13 protein-coding genes, 1 tRNA gene and 1 pseudogene are annotated in these 12,066 nt (G+C 73.5%); 7 read left to right on the top strand and 8 right to left on the bottom strand.

The window, feature by feature from the left end:
* Window positions 1-604 (bottom strand): TerD family protein (locus E1265_RS24910; RefSeq protein WP_132933249.1); only part of this gene is annotated, 604 nt, incomplete at its 3' end.
* A 114-nt stretch (window positions 605-718) separates the two neighbouring features.
* Here E1265_RS24910 and E1265_RS24905 point away from each other — a divergent pair.
* Genes E1265_RS24905 through E1265_RS24895 form a run of 3 tightly spaced genes read left to right on the top strand, consistent with a single transcriptional unit; the run spans window position 719 to window position 5,144 of the window.
* Entirely contained in the window at window positions 719-1,888 is a 1,170-nt protein-coding gene (locus E1265_RS24905; protein WP_132933248.1) for an HpcH/HpaI aldolase/citrate lyase family protein, read from the top strand.
* The gene (locus E1265_RS24900) at window positions 1,885-4,293 is read left to right on the top strand and encodes a phosphoribosyltransferase (protein WP_132933247.1); all 2,409 of its coding nucleotides are present in this window, start codon (window positions 1,885-1,887) and stop codon (window positions 4,291-4,293) included. The genes E1265_RS24905 and E1265_RS24900 overlap by 4 nt, the downstream gene beginning before the upstream one ends.
* The gene (locus E1265_RS24895) at window positions 4,290-5,144 is read left to right on the top strand and encodes an HAD family hydrolase (RefSeq protein WP_132933246.1); all 855 of its coding nucleotides are present in this window, start codon (window positions 4,290-4,292) and stop codon (window positions 5,142-5,144) included. The genes E1265_RS24900 and E1265_RS24895 overlap by 4 nt, the downstream gene beginning before the upstream one ends.
* Here E1265_RS24895 and E1265_RS24890 read toward each other — a convergent pair.
* The 3 genes from E1265_RS24890 to E1265_RS24880 form a co-directional block, all read right to left on the bottom strand.
* Complete coding sequence (locus tag E1265_RS24890) at window positions 5,141-5,800, bottom strand: DUF4383 domain-containing protein (protein WP_132933245.1); 660 nt, start codon at window positions 5,798-5,800, stop codon at window positions 5,141-5,143. The genes E1265_RS24895 and E1265_RS24890 overlap by 4 nt on opposite strands.
* A 74-nt stretch (window positions 5,801-5,874) precedes the next feature.
* Window positions 5,875-7,170: a hypothetical protein gene (locus E1265_RS24885; protein ID WP_243741088.1), complete on the bottom strand. Its 1,296-nt coding sequence runs from the start codon at window positions 7,168-7,170 to the stop codon at window positions 5,875-5,877.
* 98 nt (window positions 7,171-7,268) lie between these two features.
* On the bottom strand, window positions 7,269-8,099 hold the full coding sequence (locus E1265_RS24880; RefSeq protein ID WP_132933243.1) for a DUF4097 family beta strand repeat-containing protein: 831 nt from the start codon (window positions 8,097-8,099) through the stop codon (window positions 7,269-7,271).
* Between the two features lie 167 nt (window positions 8,100-8,266).
* Between E1265_RS24880 and E1265_RS24875 the strand changes: the two genes are divergently transcribed.
* Together E1265_RS24875 and E1265_RS24870 are read left to right on the top strand one after the other, a co-directional pair.
* Window positions 8,267-8,338 (top strand) — tRNA-Val (locus tag E1265_RS24875).
* Between the two features lie 428 nt (window positions 8,339-8,766).
* Window positions 8,767-9,024: a helix-turn-helix transcriptional regulator gene (locus E1265_RS24870; protein WP_132933242.1), complete on the top strand. Its 258-nt coding sequence runs from the start codon at window positions 8,767-8,769 to the stop codon at window positions 9,022-9,024.
* Here E1265_RS24870 and E1265_RS24865 read toward each other — a convergent pair.
* The 3 genes from E1265_RS24865 to E1265_RS24860 form a co-directional block, all read right to left on the bottom strand.
* On the bottom strand, window positions 9,021-9,368 hold the full coding sequence (locus E1265_RS24865; protein ID WP_132933241.1) for a hypothetical protein: 348 nt from the start codon (window positions 9,366-9,368) through the stop codon (window positions 9,021-9,023). The genes E1265_RS24870 and E1265_RS24865 overlap by 4 nt on opposite strands.
* Before the next feature lie 400 nt (window positions 9,369-9,768).
* Window positions 9,769-9,909, bottom strand: a complete 141-nt coding sequence (locus E1265_RS37265) for a hypothetical protein (RefSeq protein ID WP_165953866.1) — start codon at window positions 9,907-9,909, stop codon at window positions 9,769-9,771.
* 85 nt (window positions 9,910-9,994) lie between these two features.
* A complete protein-coding gene (locus E1265_RS24860) occupies window positions 9,995-10,177 on the bottom strand; it encodes a hypothetical protein (RefSeq protein WP_132933240.1) in 183 nt (60 codons plus the stop codon).
* 94 nt (window positions 10,178-10,271) lie between these two features.
* Between E1265_RS24860 and E1265_RS39570 the strand changes: the two are divergent.
* Window positions 10,272-10,412, top strand: a pseudogene (locus tag E1265_RS39570) (helix-turn-helix domain-containing protein); the annotation flags it as partial.
* Between the two features lie 36 nt (window positions 10,413-10,448).
* Here E1265_RS39570 and E1265_RS39565 read toward each other — a convergent pair.
* Complete coding sequence (locus E1265_RS39565) at window positions 10,449-11,399, bottom strand: hypothetical protein (RefSeq protein WP_243741087.1); 951 nt, start codon at window positions 11,397-11,399, stop codon at window positions 10,449-10,451.
* A gap of 70 nt (window positions 11,400-11,469) precedes the next feature.
* On the opposite strand from E1265_RS39565, the gene E1265_RS24850 reads away from it, so the two are divergent.
* Window positions 11,470-11,988: a flavoprotein gene (locus E1265_RS24850; RefSeq protein ID WP_132933239.1), complete on the top strand. Its 519-nt coding sequence runs from the start codon at window positions 11,470-11,472 to the stop codon at window positions 11,986-11,988.
* The last annotated feature ends 78 nt before the right edge of the window (window positions 11,989-12,066 follow it).

The following is a 12,066-nucleotide window of genomic DNA, read 5'->3' as shown; positions in this document are numbered from 1 at the left end:
GGCCCTGTGGGGGGAGGGTGAAGGCCGGGTCCGGCTGGGGCGGCGCCGGCCGACGCGCGGCCGCGACGCCGAAGTCCGCCGCCAGCTCGACAAGACCGCCCGCGTAGCCCCTGCCCACCGCGTGGAACTCCCACCCCGACGCCGTCCGCCCGAAGAAACCGCAGACCAGCGCCGTCTCCCCCGGCGGCGGAGCCAACGGCAGGAGTGCCAGCGCCGCCGTCGACCCCGGCGCCGCCGCCGCGTCCTGGAGGAGCAGCCGGGGGCCGCTCTCCGCCGCGCGGAAGCCGCCGGCATCGGAGGAGGCGGCCAGCACCACCCGTGCCACCCCGGCGTCGAGCCGGCCGAGGTCGGCCTCGACGGAATCCCGCAGGCCGGCCGAGTCCCGCCGCTTCGGCAGCCGCCGCACCAGGCCCGTCGGATGCCGTGGCTGGTTGTAGAAGACGAAGTCACCCTCGGTGCGCACCCGCCCGCCTGGGCCGAGCAGCAGCACCGAGAGATCGATATCAGGGGTCCCCGACGTACCGGTGGGTTTCCATCGCAACACGGCTCGCAATGAGGCGACGGGCAGATGAATAGTCGCCCCTCTCTCCAGTGCCTGCGTCATAGCAGGAATCCTGCCTTCCGCCACACCAACGAAACAATGACGCCCTTACGATTGCGAGGGGATCCGGTAAGCCAGCGGGGCGGCCGGAACCGCTGCCAGAATTCGGGGAGATCCATGCGGCATTACAGGCACCTCACGCCTGCGCAACGTCGCGCGCTGTTTCACCGGGAGCCCGCCGATTTCGGGCCGGCCTCCCCCGTCAGGACGTTGGGCGTCGCCCTCGGCGCCACGCTCTACTGCCCGGCCACCCGCCCCAGGCTGGCCGCCGACGTCCGCAAGCAGGCCGCCGCGGGCGTCGTGTCCATGGTGCTGTGCCTGGAGGACTCGATCAGCGACGCCGAGGTGGAAGGTGCCGAGGAGAACCTCGTGCGGCAGTTCCAGAAGCTGCTGTCCGAGCCGGAGGACGCCCTGCCGCTGCTGTTCGTCCGGGTCCGCGTCCCCGAGCAGATCACCGATCTCACCCACCGCCTCGGCCCCGCGATCCGGCTGCTCACCGGCTATGTGCTGCCCAAGTTCACGGCTGCCTCGGGGCCCGCCTTCCTTGAGGCGCTGACCGGCGCCGAGGTCATGTGCGGCCGCCGGTTGCTGGCCATGCCGGTGCTCGAGTCGCCCGAGCTGCTGCACCTGGAGACCCGCGCCGAGGGCCTGCACGCCGCGGCCCGCGTCGTCGACAAGTACCGTGAGCGAATACCCGCCGTGCGGCTCGGCGTCACCGACTTCTGCTCCGCCTACGGGCTGCGCCGCAGCCCCGACATGACGGCCTACGACGTCCACCTGGTCGCCTCCGTGATCGCCGACGTCGTCAACGTCTTCGGCCGTGCCGACGGCACCGGCTACACCGTCACGGGTCCTGTCTGGGAGTACTTCCGCGCACAGGAGCGGATGTTCAAACCCCAGCTGCGCAACAGCCCGTTCAGCGGCCGCGCCGAGGAACTGCGCGCCCGGCTGATCGAGCACGACATGGACAGCCTGCTCCAGGAGATCGAACTCGACCGCGCCAACGGCCTGTTGGGCAAGACCTGCATCCACCCCTCGCACGTCGCGCCGGTGCACGCGCTGTCCGTGGTCACCCACGAGGAGTTCAGCGACGCCGTCGACATCATGGGTGCGGGACCCGAGGGCGGCGGGGTGCTGCGCTCCGCCTACACCAACAAGATGAACGAGGTGAAGCCGCACCGCGCCTGGGCGGCCCGCACCCTGGGGCGCGCCGAGGTCTTCGGCGTCGCCAGGGAGGGTGTGGACTTCGTCGACCTGCTGGCGGCCGGCATCGGGGTGGCGGCATGAGCGACACCGGAACCTGGGCGGGGGAGTGGGTCACCCGGCGGCTCGGCGTGCGCCTCGAGGGCACGGGCACCCGGGAGCTGCTCGGCCTCGCGCTGCGCCGCAACCCGAAGCGTTCCCACCTGCTGGTCTCCTCCGTGCTCGGCAAGCACGTGCCGCAGCGCCCGGCCACCGTCCACGGCACCGGGCTCGAACTCGGCCGCCGGGTGCGCGAGGCGCTCGGCGCCGACGGGGCGGACCGGGCCGTGGTCCTCGGCTACGCGGAGACCGCCACCGGCCTCGGCCACAGCGTCGCCGACGGGCTCGGCGCCGCCGCCTGCCTGCACTCCACCCGCCGGCCCGTGCCGGGCGTCCCCCAGGTCGGCGGCTTCGAGGAGGAGCACAGCCACCACACCTCGCACCTGCTGCTGCCCGCCGACCCGGGGTTGCTCGCCGGCACCGGGCCGCTGGTGCTCGTGGACGACGAGCTGTCCACCGGCCGCACCGTCCGCAACACCATCGCCGCGCTGCACCGTGACGCGCCCCGCGAGCGCTACGTGGTGGCCACCCTCGTCGACATGCGCACCGAGGCGGACCGGGCGGCGCTCGCCAAGTTCGCGGCCGAGCTCGGCGCCGTCGTCGACGTGGTGTCGCTGGCCGGCGGCCGGGTGTGGCTGCCCGCCGACGTGCTGGCGCGCGGCGCCGCGCTGGTCGCCGAGTTCGAGGCCTCGGCCGCCCCGGTGGCCGAGGCGCCGCCGGCCGGGTCCGTGACCCGGGTCGAGCTCGACTGGCCGGCCGGGCTGCCGGACGGCGGCCGGCACGGCTTCACCCCCGAGCACCGCCGGCGCCTGGAGGCCGCGCTCCCGGCGCTGGCCGCCCGGGTAGCCGCCGCGCTGCCGGCCGGCGCCCGCCGGGTGCTTGTCCTCGGCACCGAGGAGCTGATGTACGTGCCGCTGCGGCTCGCCGAGGCCACGGCCGAGCTGCTCGGCGACGGCGGCCCCGAGGTGCTGTTCTCCACCACCACCCGCTCCCCGGTGCTGCCCGTCGACGACCCCGGCTACGCCATCCGCAGCCGGCTCACCTTCCCCTCCCACGACGACCCGGCCGACGGTCCAGGACCGCGCTACGCCTACAACGTCGCCGGCCGCGCCTGGGACGCGATCCTGCTGGTCACCGACGTCGCGGGCGACACCGATGCGCTGCACGCGCCCGGCGGCCTGCTGGCCGCGCTCGCCGCACACACCCCGTGCCCGCTGCTCGCCGTCGTGCCCGACCGCCGCCTCGCGGAACCGCTGCGCGGCCCCGCGTTCGGCTCCTACGCGGCCGACGAGGTCGGCTGGCTGCTCCAGGACCTCTCCGACGTCACCCTTGAGGCCCCGGCCGAGGAGCGTGAGGAGGCCATCCAGTCGGGCGGCGCCCACTACGCCGAGTCGCTGCCCGTCGAGTACCAGCCGAGCCCCGAGTACCAGCGGCTCTTCCACGCCGCGCTCGCCACCTCCGCCCACCGGGTGGCGCGCGCCGTGGGCACCGTCACCGAGGCGGTGCTCGCGGAGCGCGGCCGGCCAGGGCGGCCGCCGGTGCTGGTCTCGCTGGCCCGCGCCGGCACCCCCGTCGGCATCCTGATGCGCCGCTGGGCCCGGCTGGCGCACGGTGTCGACCTGCCGCACTACGCGATCTCCATCGTGCGCGGCCAGGGCATCGACGCCACCGCGCTGCGCTGGCTCGCCGCCCACCACGACCCGGCCGACGTCGTCTTCGTCGACGGCTGGACGGGCAAGGGCGCCATCACCCGCGAACTCGCCGCCGCCGTCGCCCCGTTCGGCGGCTTCTCGCCCGAGCTCGCGGTGCTGGCCGATCCCGGCGGCTGCGTCACCACCTACGGCACCAGGGAGGACTTCCTGATCCCCTCGGCCTGCCTCAACTCCACCGTCTCCGGCCTCGTGTCGCGGACCGTGCTCCGCGCCGACCTCGTCGGGCCCGACGACTTCCACGGCGCCAAGCACTACCGCGAGCTGGCCGGGGCCGACCTCTCAGGACACTTCCTCGACGCCGTCGCCGCCCACTTCGCCGACCCCGCGCTCGCCGCCGGTGTGGCCGCCGACACCGCCGCCCTGCTGGCCGCCGACCGCACCCCCGACTGGGCCGGCTGGCGGGCCGTGGAGCGGATCAGCGAGGAGTACGACATCGGCGACGTCAACCTCGTCAAGCCCGGCGTCGGCGAGACCACCCGGGTGCTGCTGCGCCGCGTGCCCTGGCGGATCCTGGCCAGGCGCGGCGCGGGCGCCGACCTCGACCACATCAGGCTGCTCGCCGAGCAGCGCGGGGTGCCGGTCGAGGAGACCGACGACCTGCCCTACAGTTGCGTGGGTCTCATCCACCCCCGCTACACCAGGGGCGCCACCGGCGCCGACGGGAAGGCCGCGCGATGACCCGCACGACGACCCCCACGACGACCACGACGGGGGCCACGACCACTGTCGTCGCGAGCGACCTGGACCGCACCCTGATCTACTCGGCCGCCGCCCTCGCCCTCGACATGCCGGACCACGAGGCGCCCCGGCTGCTGTGCGTGGAGACCTACCAGGCGCGGCCGCAGTCGTTCCTCACCGAGACGGCGTCCTGGCTGCTCGCCGAGCTGGCAGCCGAGCCAGGCGTGGTCTTCGTGCCCACCACGACCCGCACCCGCGAGCAGTACCGGCGGGTCAACCTCCCGGGCCCGCCGCCCCGTTACGCGATCTGCGCCAACGGCGGCCACCTGCTGGTCGACGGCGTCACCGACCAGGACTGGCACGCCGCCGTGCGGCGCGCGCTGGCCGCCGACTGCGCCGCGCTCGCCGAGGTCAGGGACCACCTGCGGCGCTCGGCCGACCCGGCGTGGCTGCTGAAGGAGCGGGACGCCGAGTCGCTGTTCACCTACCTGGTGGTGGACCGGGCGCTGCTGCCCGAGACCTGGGCCAAGGACCTCGCCGAGTGGGCCGAGCCGCGCGGCTGGGCCGTCTCGCTCCAGGGCCGCAAGCTGTACGCGGTGCCGCGCCCGCTGACCAAGTCGGCGGCGGTTGCCGAGGTGGCGCGCCGCACCGGGGCCGGCCGGGTGCTGTCCGCCGGCGACTCGCTGCTCGACGCGGACCTGCTGCTGGCCGCCGACCACGGCTGGCGCCCCGGGCACGGCGAGCTGGCCGCCGCCGGCTGGTCGGCGCCGCGCGTGACGGCCCTGGCCGAGACCGGCGTGCGCGGCGGCGAGGAGATCCTGCGGGCCCTCCTCGCCGACGTCAGGGCCTAGGCGGCCCGGCGCCGTCTCTCCTCCTCCGCCCGCTCCCTGAGCTCGCGCTCCCGCACCAGGGCGTCGTTGAGCTCGAGGCGGCGGCGCTCCACCTCGCGCTCCCGCGCGCTCAAGGTCCTGGCGGTCCGGGGGTGCCGCGCCCCCCAGTACGGGTTGTCGTGCGGCAGCCGGCCGGCGAACCGCCCGTAGGTGCCGAACGCCAACAGCACCAGGCCGACCACGAAGCTGAAGATCACGTTCTGGATGCGGAAGTTCAGGAAGTTGAGGTCGGTCCGCAGGATCGCCAGGTTCACGAAGCCGCTGAGCACGAACAGCACGCCGAGCACCAGGTTGAGGGTGGAGGCGAAGTGGCCCCCCTTCAGCATGCCGACGAACAGCAGCAGCCCCACCGCGATCGACAGCCAGCTCAGCGCGCCGTTGCTGTTCAGGCCGAACACGGCGTTGTTGCCGGTGGCGAAGAGGCCAATGGAGGAGAACAGGCCGAAGAAGCCGAAGACCACGAACCCGATGCCCATCAGCCCGGCGCCCACCCGGTAGACCATGTTCAACCGGCGATGGGCGGGCTGCCGCTCGTCGAGGACGGCCTGCTTCAGCAGCGAGCGTGGTCCGCCGTGGGGCAGCCGCGGCTCGCCGCGTGTGTCGAGTGGGCTCCGCATCGTCGACCTCCCGGATGCGCTCGTGAGACCACGGACGCGCCGGGTACCCCCGGGAGACGCGCTCAACCCCGCCGTTAGCGGCCGGCCCGTATCTCCTCGACCACGGCGGCCACCGCCGACCGCACGGCCTCCGTCTCGGTCAGGAACCGCCAGTAGTCGGGGTGACGCCCGCCGCCCTCCAACTCGGCGACGGCCCGGTCGAGACGCTCGACGGCGGCGTCCAGGGGACGGGCGTGTCGGGGCTCGGGGATCGACCGGCCCGCCATCGCGAGCCGCTGCGCGTCCCTGATCACGAACCTGGTCCGCTCGATCTCCCGCTTCGGGTCGAACGACACCTCGTCAAGACGGCGCAGCCGCTCACCGGGCTCCGACACCGCCTCGTCGGTGCGGCCGAGCAGCTCCTGCACGCCGGTCAGCGTGGCCGTGGCGTCCGCGAACCGCTGCTCGTCGCGGGCCCGGCGTGCCTCGGTCAACATCTCCTCGGCCCGGCACACGGCGTCGGCGGCCTGCGCGGGCACCCGCTGCAGGTCCTGCCAGCAGGCGACGGTGAACCGGCGGCGCAGCTCGCTCAGCACCGGCTCCACCTTGCCCGCCCTGGTGGTGATGGCCTCGGCGCGGGTGCGCAGCGAGGCCAGCCGCCGGTCGAGCTCGGCGGCGAGCCGTGGCAGCCTGGCCGCCTCGGCGGCGATGGCGCCGGCCCGCCGGCGCACCTCCTCGGCGCGGCGGATCGTGGGCTTGACGCCGTGCCGGCCGGCGCCCTCGTTGAGCAGCCGCAGCTCGGGCGCGAGCGCGGCCAGCGAAGCGGCGAGGTCCTCGGCGCCGAAGCCGGCGGCGCGCGCCTCGTCCAGTGCGGCGGTCGCGGCGCGCAGCGCCTCCCTGGCGCGTTCCACTGCCGGCGTCACCTGCGCCAGCTGCGAGGCGGCGCGCTCTTGGAGCGGCGCGATCCGGGCCGCGAAGGCGTCGAGGTCCGCCTTCACCTTCTGCAGCTCGCTCTGCGCCATCAGCAGCGCGGCGCGCGCCCGGTCGGCCGCGCCGGCGTCGAGGCCCTCGGCGTCCAGGTCGTGGGCGTCGACGGCGGCGATGTAGTGGTGGCTGACCTGGTCGATGCGCTCGCCGAACGCGGAGAACTCGGCGGCAGCCCTGGCCGCCGCCGGCGAGTCGTCGGCGGCGGAGATGGTCTCCAACGCGATCTCCAGGTCGCGCTGGGCCATGTCGAGTTCGTAGAAGGCGGCGGCCGCCCCGTCCTTGGCCTCCTGGGCCGCCGCGCGCAGGTTCTCCACCCGACCCCGCCACCAGGGCCTGGCGCCGCCGCTCCCGGAGAAGGCGGCCGGCAGCGCCGCCAGAAGCAGCAGGGGCAGGGTCAAGGACAGCCCACGTCGTCTCCTGGAACGCCTCGCCCTCACGTCTCCCTCTCCCCGCCGCCGACCGGCCGATCCGTGTGGGCCCATTCTCCCACCCGGGGGTGGCGTCAGCGGGAGGTGGTGCGCAGGGTGATCCCCCCGTTGTCGCTGCGGGCCTCGATGACGGCGGGCGCGGCGTCGTCCCGCGCCACGTCGACGTCCACGTCCCCGTTGTGGCTCTCGGTCGTCACCCGGTACGCGGTGCCGTCGTCCGGGACCTCGACGGTCGTGCCGCCGTTGTCCGATGAGGTCTCGACCCGCTCGGGAGCGGCGTCCAGGGTCAGCGACATCCCGCCGTTGTGGGTCCGCGCGACGATCTCGGACGATGTGGGGCCGGTGGCGGTGATCCGGCCGTTCCTGGTCTCCAGGGAGAGCGGTGCCGAGGCGTTCTCCACGGTGATGCGACCGTTCCTGGTGTCGAGAGCGAGCGGCGCCGACGCGTCCCGCACGGTGATCCCGCCGTTGCGGGTGGTGAGGTCGAGGGCCGTGTCGAAGCCACTGGCCTCCACGCCGCCGTTCCGCCCGTCGAGGATGACGGCCACCCCCGACGGCACCCGTATCTCGTGGCGGGCGTCGCACTCCACGACGATGCCCTGGCAGACGACGCGCAGCCGGAGCGTGTCGTCCGCCATCGACCACTCGACGCTGGTGGTCCCCGTCACCCGCCGCGCCTCGAACGTCCTGGTCACGACCGTCTCGCCGGCCAACGACCCGTCAGGCACCAGCATGATTTGGCTGTTGTCGGTGTCCACGGTCAACCGGTCACCGGCCAGCGCGAACGACCGCTCCTCGGGCGAGCCGTCGTGCGTCTCCTCCACCAGGCACCCGCTCAGGACGGCTCCGCTCGCCAGGACCACCCCGGCCGCCAACGCGGCACGGACCACGGGACGTCGACTCATGATCGCTTCTCTTCTCTCCCTCGAACCCGCTGACCGTCCCGACGCTAGAAGTCCCGCCCCCCACCCCGGAATCCGGCGACCCACCGGCTCAGGGGTGGGGCTGACCCCCGTAAGCCGCCCTTTGCGGCCGGACGGCGTCGGGCATGTAGGCTGTTGCCTCATTCCCCGGGTGCATAGCTCAGCGGTAGAGCGCCGCCCTTACAAGGCGGATGTCGGCGGTTCGAACCCGTCTGCACCCACCCGTGTGGCCTGTGGCTTCTCGCCAGAAGCCGCAGGCCACAGGTGTTTCCGGCTTGCGGCGCTCGGGGTTGCAGACCTGTGACGCACCTCTGGGGTACTGCTGTGATACCTGCGCCTTACGCGCCGCGTCTCCCGAATCTCTCCCAAATGATCATGGCGTTCGCCCTGGTCGGAGGGCTCCAGGAACGGCACGGCCCCCCTCGGCGAGGGGGGCCGCTAGTACCGGGACCGGATGGGGGTGCCTCCCTGTCGGTGGCCCGGCACGCCTGCGGGGGGCGGTCGCGCTACGCGCGTTACGACGATTGCCGATCGAGAAGTGTACAGAACGGATTGTCAGTAGATAGGACACCTGCCCCATTTCCCTTGATCGAAACTGTACCGTCAACGGTACAGACCGGGTTGATCTTGCTCCGATGACGTAGGGCGGGTGCTCCTCCCGCCCGACCGCGTCCTTCAGCGCCGACTCGCCGTCGGCGAGCGCCTGCGCGCAGCGCGGCTCTGGCGGAACCTGAGCCAGCACGGCCTCGCCGAGCGGGCCGGCATCGACATCAAGACCGTGAACCGCCTGGAGAGCGGCCTCACGAACGCCGGCCTCGACACGCTCCTCGACCTGGCCGACGCGCTCGACGTGCCTCCGGCCTGCCTTATGCCAGGCGGCCCACCGCTCCCTGATCGGCACGGCTAGGCACCGCCTTCCGGGGCGAGCGTGGCGCGCCAGTCGCCGTGGGCGAACCGGGTGGTGCCGTCCGGCTCGATCAGCACGCGGGCGCCGCGGACCGGCAGCTCACCCGTCTCGAGCTGATAGGTGCGGAGGGCCTCCAGCGTGTCGAACAGCGCGCGGGGACCGCCCTGGAGCACGACCGGCTTCCCAAGGCCGAGTGCTTCGGCCCTGGCCCAGGACCCGTCCGGGTGGGCCATGGCGAGGGACCGGTGGCCGTCGTCGTCCTCGGCGAAGTGGTGCGCGACGCCCGGCAGCGTGAGGCCGAGTGCCGAGATGCAGCGCATCCCAGGCGGAGGGGGAGTGCTCACGGTTCGTCCTTCCTTCGGTGTGGACGGGGAGCCCCGTGCCGGCCCGGCTCACCAAGCAGGCCGGCACGGGGGCGGGGAGGTGCTCGCCCCCGGGTGACGACAGGGGTGGCCGGAGGCGGGCAGACCCGGCGGGCAGCGAGGGGGTGGTTGCGTTCCCGCCGGGCGGTCTCTAGGGCGGCTCCACGCCGCTCAGGCCGGCCGACCAAGCGCAGCCCGCAGCAACCAGCGCGGTCGTCGACAGCAGCAGCCACGCCACCGCGAGCGCCAGCACGACGCCAAGCGCGGTCATCGGAGCCACACCAGTGCCGCCATGGCCGACAGCCAGCCGGCTACCCACGCGACCATCACCGGCAGCGCGATGTCGGCCAGCTGGCGGCGCGGCCGGCGGTGACGAGGGCAGTCACGAACCATCGGCCAGCACCACCAGGTCGTCCGCGCTCGCCGTCCACTCCCGGCCGCTGCCGTCCACCGGCCGCATGTGCGCCTCGACGTACTCGACCCGATCCGTCTCACGGTCGATGTGCTGGAGAGCCCCGTCCATGCGACCGACACGGCCGGTCGACGGGTCCGTCACCAACTCGCCCAGAAGCGGGTGATCGACCCACCACGTGCGCGTCACCTGGTGGTCACCGCGCGGGCGCCTTCCCGGGGTGCCAGGGGCAGTTGGCGGCGTGGTCGTCGTCCGCGACGATACGGAGGTGGCAGTAGCCGCACGTCACGGGGCTTATCGCGTTGACGGGACCTTCCAGGCCCGTGACGAGCGTGACGGCCTCGGACGGCGGCTCAGCGGGTGGGAAAATCACGTCCATGGTCGGCTCCTCGGTCGTGCTGCCAACCGGACCGTATGAGGGGTACAACAGATCGTGAGCACGCAGTTCGCGTGCCTCGTGCACAGGGGGACACATAGACACTGAGCACAGAGTCGGCCGTCGCATCGCCTACTGGCGCGAGCACCGAGGCCTCACGCAAGGAGACTTCGGGCGCCTCATGGGTCAATCCCGGCGCTGGGTCCAAGACCTGGAAGGCGGCCAACGGCAATCCGACCCGAGGCTGTCCCTGCTCCAGCGGGCAGCCGACGTCCTACGCATCCCCCTGGAACAGCTCGTGACCGATCCAACCCCCACCCCGGCGCAGACGCCTCTGCCCGCCGAGGTAGTCGCCCTCACCGACGCGCTGCACCGCCTCCCCGCGCCCGCGCCGACCGGTGAGCCGACGCACCTGCCAGCGCTCCGGAAGCGGCTCGACTTCTGCTGCCACGCCTGGGCCTCCTGCCACTACATCGCCACCGCGCGCGACCTGCCCGGACTCCTCGCCGACGCCCACCGTGCAGCCGCCGACAGCAGCGACGGCGCCGTGCTGCTGTCGCGCGCCCACCAACTCGCGGCCAGCCTCCTCTTCAAGTACAGCTCCACCTCGTGCACGCCCGGAGTGCTGGCCGCCGACCGTGCGCTGGCCGCTGCCGAAGCCTCCGGCGACCCGGTGGCCGTCGGCGCCTCGGCCAGGCGCGTAGCGCGCGGCCTGATCCACCAGAAACGGCACAGCGCCGCTACCGAGTACGCCACCGCCCGGGCCAACGCGCTGCGCTCCGACCTCGAACGGGCCGGCACCCCCGGGCTGTCCACCCTCGGCATGCTGTACCTCGTGGCGGCCATCGGCGCCACAGGCAGTGGCCGCAGCCCGGCGGCCGTCTCCACCGCCGACGACCGCCTCGGCGCAGCGGCCGAAGTCGCCGAGCAGCAAGGCGGGGACGGCGCCGACTTCACCAGCTTCGGCACCACCAACGTGCAGCTGCATGAGGTCGATGTCCTGCTGCGCCTCGACGACGCCTGGGCAGCGGTCGATGCCGGGCGCCGCGTCACACCCACCGCCCTCGCGTCCCTCGGCCGGGAACGTCGAGCCCGTCACCTCGTCACCACTGCACGCGCTTTGGCCTTGACACGTCAGCGCGACGAAGCTACTGCCGCCCTCATCGAGGCTGAGCGACTGGCTCCCGAGGAAGTACGGGGCCCGGCCGTGGTGGCGGTCGTCCAAGACCTGCTGCTGCCCGTTCCTTCCCCTCACTGGAGTTGCGCACGCTTGCCGAGCGCTGTGGACTCCGCGCATGACCAAGGTGCTGTACCTCATCGCCTGCGCGGCCGGCCCCGCGCAGCACCTCGACCAAGGAGTTCAGCAGGCGCAGGCTGCCGGCTGGGACGTGTGCCTGATCCTCACACCCTCCGCAGCCCGTTGGTGGGAGCCGCGTCTCGCCGACCTCACCGAGCTGAGTGGCCACCCGGTGCGCTCGCAGTACAAGCTGCCCTGGGAGAAGGATGCGTTGCCGAAGGCGGCGGCGATGCTGGTGGCGCCGCTGACCACCACGAGCGCCTGCAAGTGGGCCGCAGGCATCACCGACACCGTTGCCATCGGCCTTCCCGCCGAGGGCGTACACCTCGGCGTGCCGGTGGCCGCGATGCCGTTCTGGTCCACCGCCCTCGGCGCGCAGCCAGCGGTCGACCGGGCAGTGGAGACGCTGCGCGAACAGGGCGTTCGCGTCGTCTTCGGAGCCGGCGAGCCGCACCCGCCGAAGCAAGGCGACGCCGCAGCGTTCCCGTGGGGCGACGGCCTCGCGGCTCTCACCTAATGGGGGAACAGCGAACGGCCCCTCCCGCCAAGCGGGAGGGGCCGTTGAGCATCCCGGCTGCGGGGCCCCGCCGGGGGG

The sequence above is a fragment of the Streptomyces sp. 8K308 genome (assembly GCF_004348315.1).
In the GTDB taxonomy this organism is placed as follows: Bacteria; Actinomycetota; Actinomycetes; order Streptomycetales; family Streptomycetaceae; genus Streptomyces.
This window is presented reverse-complemented; position numbering and strand designations above follow the sequence as displayed.